At 70.2% G+C, this 13,737-nt stretch carries 16 protein-coding genes; 10 read left to right on the forward strand and 6 right to left on the reverse strand.

The window, feature by feature from the left end; genetic code table 11:
* Positions 1-209 precede the first annotated feature (209 nt).
* Positions 210-881, forward strand: coding sequence for a 1-acyl-sn-glycerol-3-phosphate acyltransferase (locus tag J7E96_RS16635; RefSeq protein WP_069929641.1), 672 nt, complete (start codon positions 210-212; stop codon positions 879-881).
* A gap of 20 nt (positions 882-901) precedes the next feature.
* On the opposite strand, the gene J7E96_RS16640 is transcribed toward J7E96_RS16635, so the two are convergent.
* The 6 genes from J7E96_RS16640 to J7E96_RS16665 all read right to left on the reverse strand — a co-directional run bounded on the left by J7E96_RS16640 (position 902) and on the right by J7E96_RS16665 (position 7,561).
* Positions 902-2,452, reverse strand: a complete 1,551-nt coding sequence (locus J7E96_RS16640; RefSeq protein ID WP_215132221.1) for an MFS transporter — start codon at positions 2,450-2,452, stop codon at positions 902-904.
* Complete coding sequence (locus J7E96_RS16645; protein ID WP_215132223.1) at positions 2,449-3,000, reverse strand: TetR/AcrR family transcriptional regulator; 552 nt, start codon at positions 2,998-3,000, stop codon at positions 2,449-2,451. The genes J7E96_RS16640 and J7E96_RS16645 overlap by 4 nt, the downstream gene beginning before the upstream one ends.
* Before the next feature lie 115 nt (positions 3,001-3,115).
* Positions 3,116-3,673: a hypothetical protein gene (locus J7E96_RS16650; protein ID WP_215132226.1), complete on the reverse strand. Its 558-nt coding sequence runs from the start codon at positions 3,671-3,673 to the stop codon at positions 3,116-3,118.
* A 122-nt stretch (positions 3,674-3,795) separates the two neighbouring features.
* Positions 3,796-4,767 (reverse strand): aldo/keto reductase, encoded by a 972-nt coding sequence (locus J7E96_RS16655; protein WP_215132228.1) that lies wholly within the window; start codon positions 4,765-4,767, stop codon positions 3,796-3,798.
* Between the two features lie 67 nt (positions 4,768-4,834).
* A complete protein-coding gene (gene argH / locus J7E96_RS16660; protein WP_215132230.1) occupies positions 4,835-6,262 on the reverse strand; it encodes an argininosuccinate lyase in 1,428 nt (475 codons plus the stop codon).
* Positions 6,263-6,364: 102 nt separating this feature from the next.
* Entirely contained in the window at positions 6,365-7,561 is a 1,197-nt protein-coding gene (locus J7E96_RS16665) for an argininosuccinate synthase (protein WP_215132232.1), read from the reverse strand.
* Between the two features lie 347 nt (positions 7,562-7,908).
* Between J7E96_RS16665 and J7E96_RS16670 the strand changes: the two genes are divergently transcribed.
* The 9 genes from J7E96_RS16670 (at position 7,909) to J7E96_RS16700 (ending at position 13,599) form a co-directional block, all read left to right on the forward strand.
* The gene (locus tag J7E96_RS16670; RefSeq protein ID WP_215132234.1) at positions 7,909-8,028 is read left to right on the forward strand and encodes a keywimysin-related RiPP; all 120 of its coding nucleotides are present in this window, start codon (positions 7,909-7,911) and stop codon (positions 8,026-8,028) included.
* A gap of 339 nt (positions 8,029-8,367) precedes the next feature.
* Positions 8,368-9,147, forward strand: coding sequence for an asparagine synthase-related protein (locus tag J7E96_RS37440; RefSeq protein ID WP_308295994.1), 780 nt, complete (start codon positions 8,368-8,370; stop codon positions 9,145-9,147).
* A complete protein-coding gene (locus J7E96_RS37445) occupies positions 9,128-9,706 on the forward strand; it encodes an asparagine synthase-related protein (RefSeq protein WP_251070037.1) in 579 nt (192 codons plus the stop codon). Before J7E96_RS37440 ends, J7E96_RS37445 begins: the two co-directional genes overlap by 20 nt.
* A gap of 254 nt (positions 9,707-9,960) precedes the next feature.
* Complete coding sequence (locus tag J7E96_RS16680; RefSeq protein WP_215132235.1) at positions 9,961-10,218, forward strand: lasso peptide biosynthesis PqqD family chaperone; 258 nt, start codon at positions 9,961-9,963, stop codon at positions 10,216-10,218.
* A gap of 56 nt (positions 10,219-10,274) precedes the next feature.
* Positions 10,275-10,691, forward strand: coding sequence for a lasso peptide biosynthesis B2 protein (locus J7E96_RS16685; protein WP_215132236.1), 417 nt, complete (start codon positions 10,275-10,277; stop codon positions 10,689-10,691).
* Positions 10,688-11,191: a hypothetical protein gene (locus J7E96_RS37450; protein ID WP_251070011.1), complete on the forward strand. Its 504-nt coding sequence runs from the start codon at positions 10,688-10,690 to the stop codon at positions 11,189-11,191. The genes J7E96_RS16685 and J7E96_RS37450 overlap by 4 nt, the downstream gene beginning before the upstream one ends.
* Entirely contained in the window at positions 11,110-11,844 is a 735-nt protein-coding gene (locus J7E96_RS37455) for an ABC transporter ATP-binding protein (protein WP_308295995.1), read from the forward strand. The genes J7E96_RS37450 and J7E96_RS37455 overlap by 82 nt, the downstream gene beginning before the upstream one ends.
* Before the next feature lie 94 nt (positions 11,845-11,938).
* Positions 11,939-13,297, forward strand: coding sequence for an NAD(P)/FAD-dependent oxidoreductase (locus J7E96_RS16695; RefSeq protein WP_215132237.1), 1,359 nt, complete (start codon positions 11,939-11,941; stop codon positions 13,295-13,297).
* Positions 13,298-13,356: 59 nt separating this feature from the next.
* The gene (locus J7E96_RS16700; RefSeq protein WP_251070012.1) at positions 13,357-13,599 is read left to right on the forward strand and encodes a hypothetical protein; all 243 of its coding nucleotides are present in this window, start codon (positions 13,357-13,359) and stop codon (positions 13,597-13,599) included.
* Positions 13,600-13,737 lie beyond the last annotated feature (138 nt).

A 13,737-nucleotide genomic window follows, 5' to 3' on the forward strand; every position in this document is an offset into this window, starting at 1 on the left:
CCAAGGATGAAGGGCCCGATCGTAGGCGCCTACGTCTTACGCGGGCGAGGCCGTGGACGGAACACAGTGGAAACACACGTCAACACTGCGTATCGAAGTGATGAACCCGATGTGCGGTCGGGCGGACACCGCGAGTATCGTCCTCACCTGCACAGACTTCATCCAGAACAGGCCGCCAGCCCGACCCGGCCACGACACCGGAGGAACCGTTGTCCCGTCTCGCGCTCATCAAGGCAGTGCTCGGACCGATCCTGCGCCTGATGTTCCGCCCACAGGTGGAGGGCGCCCAGAACATTCCCGGGACCGGTCCGGTCATCCTGGCGGGCAACCATCTGACGTTCATCGACTCGATGATCATGCCGATCTGCTGCGACCGGCAGGTCTACTACATCGGCAAGGACGAGTACGTCACCGGTAAGGGGCTCAAGGGCCGGCTGATGGCCTGGTTCTTCACCAGCTGCGGCATGATCCCGGTCGACCGGGACGGCGGTCGCGGCGGTGTCGCGGCGCTGATGACCGGCCGCCGGGTCCTCGAAGAGGGCAAGATCTTCTCGATCTACCCGGAGGGCACCCGCTCCCCCGACGGCCGCCTGTACCGCGGCCGTACGGGCATCGCCCGCCTGACGCTGATGACCGGCGCGCCGGTGGTGCCGTTCGCGATGATCGGTACGGACAAGCTCCAGCCGGGCGGCGCGGGCCTCCCGCGCCCCGGCAAGGTGACGGTGCGCTTCGGTGAGCCGATGGAGTTCTCGCGCTACGAGGGCATGGACCGCGACCGCTATGTGCTGCGCGCCGTGACGGACTCGGTGATGGCCGAGGTCATGCGGCTGTCCGGTCAGGAGTACGTCGACATGTACGCCACCAAGGCGAAGGCTGCCTGAGGCAGCGGCTCGTACGTACGTCAGTCCAGGTCCTCCACGATGCCCACCGCCAGCTTCTGGCCCCGCAGCATGAACCACGCGGCAACCGCCGTCGCGAACAACACCACCGATCCCACCCACGCCGCCGCCTGGAAGCCGTCGGTGAAGGCGTCCTGTGCGACGGAGATCAGCGCGGCGGCCCGGTCGGCCGGCAGCGCCGCCGCCGACTCCACGGCTCCGCCGAGCGAGTCGTGCGCCGCGTCCGCCACCTCGGCGGGGATGCCCGGGGGCACCTCGAAACCGCGGTAGATGCCGGTCACGATCGAGCCGAGCAGGGCGATTCCGAGCGCCGCGCCCAGTTCGTACGCCGTCTCGGAGACGGCCGAGGCGGCTCCGGCCTGCTCCTTCGGGACGCTGGACAGGATGACGTCCGCCGTCACGGTGAAGGCCAGGCCCGCGCCGATGCCGCCGACGATCATGGCCGCGACCAGCATGGGTACGCCGGTGTCCGCCGTGGCGATGGTGCAGGTCAACAGACCGAGCCCGAGCGCTATCAGACCGCCGGTCACCGCGGTGCGGACCGAGAGCCTGCGCGCGACATAGCCGGCCGCCAGACCTGCGACCACCGCACCGGCCGCGGCGGGCAGTTCGATGAGGCCCGATTCCAGGGGCGAGCGCTCCTGGACGAGTTGCAGGAACTGCGAGAGGAAGAAGACCAGGCCCGACAGGCCCAGGATGGTCAGCAGGTCGGCGAGGACCGCGCCGGAGAACCCGCGGTGGTGGAACAGGCGCATGTCCAGCAGCGGCGACGGAAGCGTGAGCTGGCGCCGTACGAACCAGAAGAGCCCCGCCACACCGACCGCCGCCGCGAGCCCGATGTCCCAGCGGAAACCGTGCGCCGCCGCCTCCTTGACGGCGTACACGACACACACCATGCCGACGAGTGAGAGCGCGACGCTGAGCAGGTCCCACGGACCCGGCGACGGGTCCTTCGACTCGGGCAGCAGCTTGATGCCGACGATGACCAGGATCACCATCACGGGCACGTTGATGAGGAAGACCGAGCCCCACCAGAAGTTCTCGAGGAGGAAGCCGCCGACTACCGGGCCGACGGCCGCGCCCGCCGAGGCCGCGGCGCCCCAGACACCGATGGCGAAGCTGCGTTCCTCGGCGTCGTGGAAGATGTTGCGGATCAGCGCGAGCGTGGAAGGCATCAGCGTCGCACCGGCCACACCGAGCAGCGCGCGGGCGAGGATCATCATCTCGGGGCTGGTGGCGTAGGCGTTCAGCACGGAGACCGCGCCGAACGCGACCGCGCCGGTCAGCAGCAGTTTCTTGCGGCCGATGCGGTCGCCGAGGCTGCCCATCGAGACGAGCAGGCCGGCGATGACGAACGAGTAGACGTCGCCGATCCACAGCAGCTGGGTGCCGGAGGGCTGGAGGTCCTCGCTGAGGAAGGGCGTCGCGAGGCCGAGTACGGTCGCGTCGACGGCGACCAGCAGCACAGCGAGGACGAGGACCCCGAGCGCGAGCCAGCGGCCGGGATGGTGGACGGCGTTCCGCGCCATCTGATGCCGGCCGCTACTGGTCATTGCTCCACGTTCCGACGCGCTCCGCCGAGCAGCAACTCGACGATCATGTACTGGAAGTCCTTGGCCGCGACCCGGCCGTCCTGGACGGCCCACGCGCCGGTGCCGATGAGCCCGTACAGGGCCTCTGTCAGCCAGGCCGGGGTGAGGTCGATCCTGAACGTGCCCTGCTGCTGTCCGCGCCGGAAATGCGCGGAGACGCGCGCGTCCAGACGGCCCCATCCCTCGTTGACATGGGCGCCCTCGAAGAGCTGGTTCTCGGTGACGAGGAAGGCGAGCAGACCGGCGGCGGGCTCGATCTCGGCGACGAGGCGGCGCAGGCCTTCCTCGGCGGGTCCTTCGTCGAGCCGGGCGGCGTCGAGCGCGGCCTCGAACTCGCGGATGCCGAGTTCTTCGAGCGCCTTGACGAGGGCGTCACGCCCGGCGAAGTGGCGATGCAGGGTGGCCCGGCCGATGCCGGCCGCCTTGGCGACCTCGTCCATGGTCGCGGTCGCCTTGCGGGAGAGGAGGGCGGCCGCGGTGCGGAGCACCTGGTCGCGATCGACAGTCATGAGACAACCATAACCCGAATGAGACATTCATGTCTCGAAATTGGACGCGCACGGCTTCCGCCCCTTCCGGGCCCGTGCGCGTCGCCGGATCTTCCTGCCTCGCACCTACGGTCTATTAGAACGCCCTGCGCTCGCAGTTGGCGGCTATGCGGTCGCCGGGGTTGCCGATGGCGGTGTCGCTGCCACCGCCGCCGCAGCTCGCGGAGTCATTGCCGCCCACACCGTCGCGGAGGTCGATCGTGTCATTGCCGCCCGAGGTCTCCACGATATCGGCGCCGGTTCCCGCGTTGACCGTACTGGCGGTGCTGACCTCGATGAACGCGGTGTCCGTGCCGTCTCGCAGCTGGGCACTGATGCGCGTGACCGTACCGGCCAGATCGCACACGGCGACATTGGGACCATCCTGCTGACAGCCGAAGCCGGCGTCGATGCCCTCCAAGTCCTCGACAACAAGGACCAGGTTGCCGTTCACGTCCGCCTCGGCCCTGACCCTGAGCTTGTTGTCTTCACCGCTGTACGCGGAGTACGCGACCGTCCCGCCGGATCGGGTGACGGTGGAGGCGGGGCCCGGCTGCTGCGCGGCAGACGACGTGGCGAGGGCCAGGGGCAGTGCCATACCCGCGACGAGAGCCGGGACGGCCACGCGCTTCAGGACGCCGCTCGTGATCTTCATTCTGCTTCTGTCTCCTTCGTGCGAAGAGGGCGCTGCGATCTGGCGCCCGGCGACAGTGAAACAGAGAGTGACCAAATATGAGCGTATTGTGATAATGTGTCCGATTTTGACTTCTGGGTCAGTCAGCTCCAGGGCAGCTCCGAGCGGTGCTTCCAGTACGTCGCAGGCTCCTCCACCAGCTCCCCCAGCCGGGCGAGGTGCCCTTCGTCGAGGTCCACCACGGGGGCGTGCAGATTCGACACCAGCTGGACCGCTGTGGCCGCGCCCGACAGGACGACACCGGCCCACGGCAGCCGGAGGATCGCCGCGATGGCGACGGCGTCGCAGGTGGCTTCCGTTTCACCGGCGACGGCCCGCAGCGCGGGTGGCGCGGCGGGACCGGCGAGCCTGCCGTTCGCCAGGGCCTCTTTCACGATCACGGTCAGGCCCGCATCGTGGGCCTCGGCCAGCGCTGGGGCCGCCGACGTCTCCAGCAGGTTGTACGTCGCCTGGACCGTACGGAACAGCGGCTCGCCGTCCACCGTGACGGCGAGCGCCGCCCGGATCGCCTCCGCCTGGGCTGGGCCGCTCGTGGAGATGCCGACGGTGACACCGCCGACGGCCAGCTCCGCCAGCCGGGCATGGAGCGCGGGGTCGGTCAGCGCCGGGCTGTCGGGCGTGACGGAGTGGATCTGGTAGAGGTCGAGGCGGTCGCCCAACAGGGCGGCGGTCTCGGCGTACTGCCGTTCGAAGGCCGCCACGCTGTGCTCCTTGACCTCGTGGACCTCGGCGTCGGTGCGCCAGTCACCGGTGTACGTGTAGCCCCACTTGCTGCCGATCACCACGTCCTGGACGTCGGGATGGGCGCGCAGCCACTCCGCGAGGAATTCCTCCGCCCGGCCGTACGAGCGCGCGACGTCGAAATAGCGCACGCCCTGCGCGTAGGCGGCGTCCAGCAGTTCGTGGGCGCGCTCGCGCAGGGCGTCAGGGGTGCGGCCGCCGGGCAGATCGCGGTCCCGGTCGGGCGTGATGTACGCCGGACGGCCGACGGCCGCGAGGCCGAGTCCGATGTGGGCGGTGGCAGTGGTCGCCGTCGCCAGACGGGCAAAGGGCATCGTGGGCCTCCGCGCGTGTTCGGTCGAGTACGGTTCCTCACCACCGTACTCAACCGGACCGCGCGGTTCAGCTCTTGGCGGTCGCCCAGGCGTGCTGGGTCGCCAAGTCGGCCTTCACCTCGGCGAGCTGGACCGCGACCGCCGACGGCGCGGTGCCGCCGCGTCCGTTGCGGGAGGCGAGAGCGCCGGCGACGTTCAGGACCGTACGCACCTCGGGGGTGAGGTGCGGGGAGATCTTCGCGAACTGCTCGTCGGTGAGCTGGTCGAGCTCGATGCCGTGCAGCTCGCACTCCTTGACGCACTCACCGGCGACCTCGTGCGCGACCCGGAACGGCACACCCTGACGGACCAGCCACTCCGCGATGTCGGTGGCGAGCGAGAAGCCGGCCGGCGCCAGCTCCTCCATGCGCTCGCGGTTGACGGTGAGCGTGGCCATCATGCCGGTGAAGGCGGGCAGCAGGACTTCGAGCGTGTCGCAGGAGTCAAAGACCGGCTCCTTGTCCTCCTGGAGGTCGCGGTTGTACGCGAGGGGCAGCGCCTTCAGGGTCGCCATCAGGCCGGTGAGGTTGCCGATGAGGCGGCCGGACTTGCCGCGCGCGAGCTCGGCGATGTCCGGGTTCTTCTTCTGCGGCATGATCGACGAGCCGGTGGAGAAGGCGTCGTGCAGGGTGACGAAGGAGAACTCCTTCGTGTTCCAGATGATGATCTCTTCCGCGATCCGGGAGAGGTTGACGCCGATCATCGCGGTGATGAACGCGAATTCGGCGACGAAGTCGCGCGACGCCGTGCCGTCGATGGAGTTGCCCGAGGAGCCGTGCTCGAAGCCGAGGTCGGCGGCGACCGCCTCCGGGTCCAGGCCGAGGGAAGACCCCGCCAGGGCGCCCGATCCGTACGGCGAGACGGCCGTTCGCTCGTCCCACTGCCGAAGCCGCTCCGCGTCCCGGGACAGGGACTGGACGTGGGCCAGGACGTGGTGGGCGAAGAGGACCGGCTGGGCGTGCTGGAGGTGCGTACGGCCGGGCATGGCGACGTCCGGGTGCGCCTCGGCGAGGCCGACGAGCGCGTCCTGGAGCTCGGCGACGAGGCCGCCGATGATGCGGGCGTGGTCGCGCAGGTACATCCGGAAGAGGGTGGCGACCTGGTCGTTGCGGGACCGGCCGGCGCGCAGCTTGCCGCCGAGGTCGGCGCCGAGGCGCTCCAGGAGGCCGCGTTCCAGGGCGGTGTGGACGTCCTCGTCGGCGATGGTGCCGACGAACGAGCCGTCCGCGACGTCGGCCTCCAGCTGGTCGAGACCGGCCTGCATGCGCTCCAGCTCGTCCTTGGTGAGCAGCCCCGCCTTGTGGAGTACGCGGGCGTGGGCTCGGGAGCCGGCGATGTCGTACGGCGCGAGACGCCAGTCGAAGTGGACGGACGCGGACAGCTTGGCCAGGGCCTCGGCCGGTCCGTCGGCGAAACGGCCGCCCCAGAGCCGGACGTCACCGTTGTTGCTGCTCACAGCTACTGCTCCTCAAGGGTGGGGATGTGCGACCGCCTCCGCGCCGCGGAGGACGGGGAGGCGGTTGTCGAACGAGTCTTGGTGGCGCGAGGTCACGTCGGGCTAGGCCCTCAGATCACGCCGTGCCGCGATCTTCGACGACAGGCCGAAGATCTCGATGAAGCCCTGCGCCTTGGACTGGTCGAACGTGTCGCCCGAGTCGTACGTCGCCAGGTTGAAGTCGTACAGCGACTCGTCGGACTTCCGGCCGGTGACGACGGCCCGGCCGCCGTGCAGGGTCATCCGGATGTCGCCGGTGACGTACTGGTTGGCCTCGTTGATGAAGCCGTCCAGCGCCCGCTTGAGCGGCGAGAACCACAGGCCGTCGTAGACCATTTCGCCCCAGCGCTGCTCAACCTGCCGCTTGTAGCGGGCGAGTTCACGCTCGACGGTGACGTTCTCCAGCTCCTGGTGGGCGGTGATCAGTGCGATCGCGCCCGGAGCCTCGTACACCTCACGGGACTTGATGCCCACGAGCCGGTCCTCGACCATGTCGATCCGGCCGATGCCCTGCGCGCCCGCTCGCTCGTTGAGCTGCTGGATCGCCTGGAGGACGGTGACGGGCTTGCCGTCGACGGCGACCGGGACGCCCTCCTTGAAGGAGATGACGACCTCGTCGGCCTCGCGCGGGAGCGCCGGGTTCGCGGTGTACTCGTAGATGTCCTCGATCGGGGCGTTCCAGATGTCTTCCAGGAAGCCCGTCTCGACGGCGCGCCCGAAGACGTTCTGGTCGATGGAGTACGGGGACTTCTTGGTGGTCGCGATCGGGAGGTTCTTCTCCTCGCAGAAGGCGATCGCCTTGTCACGGGTCATCGCGTAGTCGCGGACCGGGGCGATGCACTTCAGGTCGGGGCCGAGCGCGGAGATGCCGGCCTCGAAGCGGACCTGGTCGTTGCCCTTGCCGGTGCAGCCGTGGGCGACGATCGAGGCGCCGTGCTTTTTGGCGGCGGCGACGAGGTGCTTGACGATGGCCGGCCGCGAGAGGGCGGAGACCAGCGGGTAGCGGTCCATGTAGAGGGCGTTGGCCTTGATCGCCGGGAGGCAGTACTCCTCGGCGAACTCGTCCTTGGCGTCCGCGACCTCGGCTTCGACGGCACCGCAGGCGAGCGCGCGCTTGCGGATGACGTCCAGGTCCTCGCCGCCCTGGCCGACGTCCACGGCAACGGCGATGACCTCGGCGCCCGTCTCCTCGGCGATCCAGCCGATGGCGACGGAGGTGTCCAGTCCGCCTGAGTAGGCGAGTACGACGCGCTCGGTCACGGGCTTCTCCTTACGATGCATGCGGTGGTGGGTATAAGTATGCAGGCCACCGTATGTTTCGTCAATGCAGACCTGGGGCGCCCGGCCGCACCTCCTCCGGATGACCGGCCGCGGAGGAGGGTCTAGCCTGGAAATGCACGGGGTCATCGCGCCCAACTCCATGTGGCTGGACCGTCCTTGCCGGTGTGAGGGGTCCCTGGTCGGAGAGAAGCCGCTTGACCGGATTGCGAGCAAGGTCTGTCATGTCTGCCGCGTCCGGATTCCGTGAACATTCCAGTACGTCCTTTGCGGCCTGTCGGTGCGTGGCCGCTCCCGCCGATCCGGGAGAAGGAAGGAGGTGTACTGAGATGCGCGCATACGAGCGTCCGACGCTGACTCGGCTCGGCTCCTTTGCGAAGGAGACCGGTAACCCGTTCAGGAAGGGCAAAGGTCCGCCCGACATCCTCATCAAGGGCAACCTCCTCTGAGGTCTGAGGAACGGGGAAATCCGAGAAAAACCGGCGACAGGCGCGTGAGCACCCGTCGCCGGCTTGGATGGAAGGGCGGTGCGCGGTGCCGGAATATTCCGAACCTTCTGCCATTCCCTCCTGGTTCGTGGTTCTTCCGGACTGCCCGTCAGCTGTCGGTGCTGACGAGGCGCTGCGCAGCCGCGCGGAACTGATCGTGCGTCACCCCTCCGGGCGCCCCTGGCTGATGGGGCGTTGGCCCGGTCAACAGCCGGCCGTCGGGCAGGCTGGCGCCAACAAACTGGCGGTGTCTGGGGAGTCGACGCAACCAACGGCCGGCTCGCCGGCGCGGCGGCACACGTGCGTACGGTCGCCGACGCCGACGCGGCCCGCGAACTCGCCGGAAGTTTCCATCTCGTCGCGTCGGTGGACGGGCGGGTACGCGCGCAGGGCTCGGTCACCGGTTTCCGGCGGCTGTTCCGGGCGGAGATCGACGGCATCACGGTGGCGTCCGACCGGGCCGACGTACTGGCCCTGCTCGGTGGGAAGGGACTGGACGAGCAGCGGCTCGCCCTCCATCTCCTGGACCCGCCCGTACTCCATCCGCTCACGTACCGCCCGGTGTGGCGGGATGTGGGCTTCGTGGCGCCCGACAGCTACCTGGTGCTCGACACCGACGGAAGGGCGCGCGAGGTCCGGTGGTGGGCTCCGCCCGCACCCGAACTGCCGCTGGCCGAAGGCGCCGCAGCGCTCAGACAGGCGCTGACAGCGGCCGTGGACGTGCGGGTCGGTGGACGCGAGCTGGTCAGCAGCGACCTGAGCGGTCTCGACTCGACGTCGCTGTGCTGCCTGGCTGCGGCTGCCCGGGCCGGCCCCAAGGTGATCGCGTGCACCGCCGCCAGCCCGGATCCGCTCGACGACGACGTGCAGTGGGCTCGGATCACAGCGGCCGCGATCGGCCGTATCGAGCACCACGTCATCCCGGCCGACGAGATGCCGCTGATCTATCACGGTCTGCTGGACATGAACGAGCCGCTGGACGAACCCTGCGGGGGCATGGCCGACTACGCCCGGGCTCACCATCGCCGGCCGGGCCGCCGGTCACGGATCGCGGCTGCACCTGACCGGCTTCGGCGGTGACGAGACGCTGGGCTGCGCCACATCTCATCTGCGTACGCTGCTGCGCCACCGCCCGCTGACGGCCCTGCTCCAGCTGCGCGGGTTCGCCGCCAAGTACGGGTGGCCGCGCGGCCAGATGCTCAGGCAGCTGTGCGACGGTACTTCGTACAGCAGGTGGCTGAACGGAGCGGCGGACCGGCTCACCCCACCCCCACCGCCCGACACGGCACCCGCGCTCGACTGGGGCCCGACGCCGCGGCTGGCACCGTGGGTCACCCCGGACGCGGCCGACGCCGTACGGGAACTGATCCGGACCGAGGCGGCGGCCGCGCGGCCTCTCGGGCCGCGGGGGCTGCACGACGACCTGGTCGGAATACGTGACTCCGCCCGTCCCGTCCGCCAGATCAGCCGGCTCGCCGCCCGCATCGGACTCACCCTCTCGGCGCCCTACTACGACGACCGGGTGCTCGAAGCGGCGCTCGCGGTGCGGCGCGAGGAGAAGCGCCCCCCATGGGGGTACAAGCCGCTGATCCAGGAGGCGATGCGCGGCGTGGTTCCCGCACAGGTCCTCGGCCGGTAGGTCAAGGCCGGTGGCACCTGCGACCTGGACGCCGCGCTGCGACGCAATCGCGCGCAGCTGCTGGCCCTGTTCGAGGACTCCCGCCTGGGCCGGACGGGGCTGATCGATGCGGCCGCGCTGCGCAAGCTGTGCACCGGACCGCTGCGGCAGCACCCATACGACCTGCACGACGCGCTCTACCAGGCCGTGGCCTGCGAAATCTGGCTGCGCACCTGGGAGCGGGCCGCCACCCACCCGAAAGCGGGAGCGATGCCATGACACTCAAGCTGCGTACGGGCGTTTTCTGCGCCGACACCGAGTACGGGATCGCGCTGCTCGACGAGGACAGCGGCGAGTACTGGGAACTGAACCCCACCGGCGCCCAGGTCGTACGAACGCTGCTGGCCGACGGCACCTCCGAGGAGGCGGTGCGGCAGCTGACCGGTGCCTGCGACGTCGATGCCGAGAGCGCGCGTGAGGACGTACAGGGTCTGATCGAGGCGCTCGACTCGTCCGGGCTGGTGGAACGGTAGACCTCAGAAACCGCCGAAAACCGCAGTAACCGCAGTAACCGCAAAGGAGATTTCCGGTGCCCCTCCCCCAAGCTGTCGCCCACAAGCCGCGTGCGGTGCCGCCCGCGCGCCGGGTCCAGGCGCTCCTTGTCGTGGGCCTTGCCCGGCTGTTGGCCCGCAGGCCCCCGCGGCGTATCCGCGCGGTGCTCGGCCGGGTGAGCAGCGGCGCCCGGCCGGCGAGTTACGGCGAGACCGAGGCGGCCCGCGAGGCGGTGGTCGCGGTCAGCCTCACCTGCGCGGCGCCCGAGGGTTGCCTGCCCCGGTCGCTGGCCACCGCCATGCTGTGCCGCCTGCACGGGCAGTGGCCCACCTGGTGCGTGGGGGCGCGGCGGATACCGCCGTTCGCGGCGCACGCCTGGGTGGAGGCCGAGGGCGTACCGGTCGGTGAGGGCCATCCGCCCGACTACTTCCGGGCCTTCTTCACCGTGCCGTGAGCCGCGAAACGAGCCGCGAAACGATCGGCGACGCGGGCCGCCTCACCGGACCCCGCCAGGTTCTGCGCGTGCTGCGCGGGCACCGGCGGTGGATCGCCGGCGCCGTGGGGCTCACGCTGGTCGCCTCGGCCCTGGGCCTGGCCCAGCCGCTGGTGGTCAGGCGAGTGGTCGAGTCGTCCGGAGCGGGATCGGGCATCGTGGGATCCGTCGGCCTGCTGATCACGCTCTTCCTCGCGCAGGCACTGGTCCAGGCAGTGGCGGGCTACGTCCTCGCGCGCACCGGCGAAGGAGTGGTGCTCGGCATCCGCCTCAACCTCATCGACCGCCTGCTCCGGAAGAGCCGGACTCCGCGCCCCTGCGCGGCGTCGCCCCGTCGGCGGAGGGCGGCCCCCGCCCACCGGTTCTGGAGTTCAGGGACGTGTGGTTCGGATACGACCCGCGCAGGCCGGTGCTGCGCGGCGTTTCCTTTCAGGTGCCGGAGCGCGGCCATGTCGCCCTGATCGGCAGCTCCGGCGTCGGCAAATCCACCGTCTTCGCGCTCGCTGAGCGCTTCTACGACCCCGACCACGGCCTGGTCCTGTTCGAAGGCGGCGACGTACGGACCCTCAGCCGTGCCCAGCACCGCGCCCGGATCGGGCTCGTCGAGCAGCACGCCCCGGTGCTGTACGGCACGCTGCGGGAGAACCTGCTGTACGCCGCACCGGAGGCCGGGGCGGACGAGCTCGCCCGGGTCGTGGAGCTGGCCCAGCTGACGGAGCTGGCGTCCCGGCTGCCACGCGGTCTCGACACGGATGCCGGGGAGCACGGCATGGCGCTCTCGGGCGGCGAGCGCATGCGCATCGACATAGCCCGGTCCCTGCTGACCCGCCCCAGCCTGCTGCTGCTCGACGAGCCGACCGCCCACCTCGACGCCGTCAATGAGGCGGCTCTGCGCCGGTCGATCCGGCAGACCTCCACGGAATGCGCGCTGCTGGTCATCGCTCACCGGTTCTCGACCATCCGGGCCGCGGACCTGATCGTCGTGCTCGACGCGGGTGAGGTGGTCGCCGCGGGAAGCCATGCGCAGCTGATGGAAACCAGCGACCACTACCGGTTCCTGTGCCGCGCCCAGCAGGCGGAGGGCTCCGTCGTCCGCGCAGGCCGCCGCGGCTGACGGCCCCCGAATGCCCTCGTCGGCGCGCGGCTGCCGGCTCCGCCATCGAAGGTGGGACGAGCAGCTGTCGGTAGCCGAGGGAGCAGTGTTCACCATGACGCGACCGAAGATCCTCGTGGTCGGCGCGGGTTTCGCCGGGGTCGAGTGCCTCCAGCGGCTGGAACGCAAGCTGTCTCCCGCCGAGGCCGAGCTGGTACTGGTGTCCCCGTCCGACTACCAGCTCTACCTCCCGCTGCTGCCGCATGTGGCGGCCGGAGTCCTCACCCCGCAGTCGGTCGCGGTGTCCCTGCGCCGCCGGCTGCGCCGCACCAGGATCTGCCCCGGCGGTGCCATCGGCATCGACGCCGAGGCGAAGGTGTGCGTCATCAGGAAGATCACGGGCGAAGTGATCGCGGAGCCGTACGACCAGCTCGTCCTCGCCGCCGGAAGCACCACCCGCACCTTCGACATCCCCGGCCTGCGCGACCACGGGCGCGGCATGAAGTCCCTGGCCGAGGCGGCGCATCTGCGCGACCACGTCATCGCCCAGCTCGACATCGCCGCCGCCACGACCGACACCGCTGAGCGCGAGGCGCGGTTGCGGTTCGTGGTGGTGGGCGGCGGCTACGCCGGCACCGAGACCGCCGCCTGCCTGCAACGCCTCACCTCCGCCGCCGTCGGGCGCTACCCGAATCTGGACCGCGCGCAGATCAAGTGGCATCTGCTGGACGTGGCCCCGCGGCTGCTGCCCGAACTCGGCGAGAAGCTGGGCGAGAAGGCCATGGCAATGCTCCGCTACCGGGGCATCGAGTTCTCCCTGGGCACCTCGGTCGCCTCCGTCGACGCGACAGCCGTCAAGCTCACCGACGGCCGTACGCTGCCGTCGCACACCCTGATCTGGACCGCCGGAGTCGCCGCGAGCCCCCTGGTGGCCACGCTGGGAGCGGAGACGGTACGCGGCCGGCTCGCCGCCACGCCCCGGCTGACGGTCCCCGGCTTCGACGGCCTGTTCGCGGCGGGCGACGCGGCCGCCGTCCCCGACGTCGCGAAGGGCGGCGACGCGCTGTGCCCGCCGACCGCGCAGCACGCCCAGCGCCAGGGCAAGGTCCTCGCCGACAACATCGTCGCCCGGCTGCGCGGCATGCCGCTGAAGCCGTACGTCCACAAGGACCTCGGCCTGGTCGTGGACCTCGGCGGCCGGGACGCGGTCTCCAAACCCCTGGGCCTGGAACTGCACGGCCTCCCCGCCCAGGCCGTGGCCCGCGGTTACCACCTGCTGGCCCTGCCCACCATGACCGCCAGGACCCGGGTCATGACCAACTGGACGCTCAACGCGGTCGCGGGCGACGACTTCGTCCGTACGGACTTCCAGGCCCGCCGGGCAGGCACGCTCCAGGACTTCGAGAACACTTCGGTGTACCTGACGCCGGAGCAGGTCCGGGAACACAGCAGGCCGTTGGCGGCCAAGGCTTAAACCGGTCCGCCACCTGAAACACCCGCACGCCGATAGTAGTTGGGCGCATAATCGTTAGCATGGGCGTCGACGGGCCCGGCGCCCGCTGCATCATCGTGATCCACGCCTGGCGCATCAGTGACGCCTGCGGTTTCGCGGTCCCCTCCATGGAGTACCAGGAGGAGCGCACTCAGCACGCCGAGCACTACGGCCGCAAGACGGACGAGGAGTTCGCGGAGTACTGCGAGAAGAAGGAGTACGTCGGCGTAAGCCTGGACCGCCTGCTGGCGCTGCCCTTGCCGACGCGCACGGACGTCCATTAGTCATCCGGCCACGTCCGTTTGTGAATCCGTGCCGGTCTGGGCGATGCCGCGGACCCTTCGGTGGACGGACCCGACGCGCTCGATACCGCCCCCGCTGCTCACACAGTGGGATCATAACGATGAACGACGGGGGGATAC

It is taken from the genome of Streptomyces sp. ISL-96 (assembly GCF_018614035.1).
GTDB lineage: Bacteria > Actinomycetota > Actinomycetes > Streptomycetales > Streptomycetaceae > Streptomyces.

Bases quoted from the DNA above. Each gene is read 5' to 3' on its own strand.
- J7E96_RS16680 (WP_215132235.1), top strand. From the start codon at position 9,961: ATGACACTCAAGCTGCGTACGGGCGTTTTCTGCGCCGACACCGAGTAC.
- J7E96_RS16695 (WP_215132237.1), top strand. From the start codon at position 11,939: ATGACGCGACCGAAGATCCTCGTGGTCGGCGCGGGTTTCGCCGGGGTC.
- J7E96_RS16655 (WP_215132228.1), bottom strand. From the start codon at position 4,767: ATGCCCTTTGCCCGTCTGGCGACGGCGACCACTGCCACCGCCCACATC.
- J7E96_RS16670 (WP_215132234.1), top strand. From the start codon at position 7,909: ATGCGCGCATACGAGCGTCCGACGCTGACTCGGCTCGGCTCCTTTGCG.
- J7E96_RS16700 (WP_251070012.1), top strand. From the start codon at position 13,357: ATGGGCGTCGACGGGCCCGGCGCCCGCTGCATCATCGTGATCCACGCC.
- J7E96_RS16640 (WP_215132221.1), bottom strand. From the start codon at position 2,452: ATGACCAGTAGCGGCCGGCATCAGATGGCGCGGAACGCCGTCCACCAT.
- J7E96_RS16650 (WP_215132226.1), bottom strand. From the start codon at position 3,673: ATGAAGATCACGAGCGGCGTCCTGAAGCGCGTGGCCGTCCCGGCTCTC.
- J7E96_RS16645 (WP_215132223.1), bottom strand. From the start codon at position 3,000: ATGACTGTCGATCGCGACCAGGTGCTCCGCACCGCGGCCGCCCTCCTC.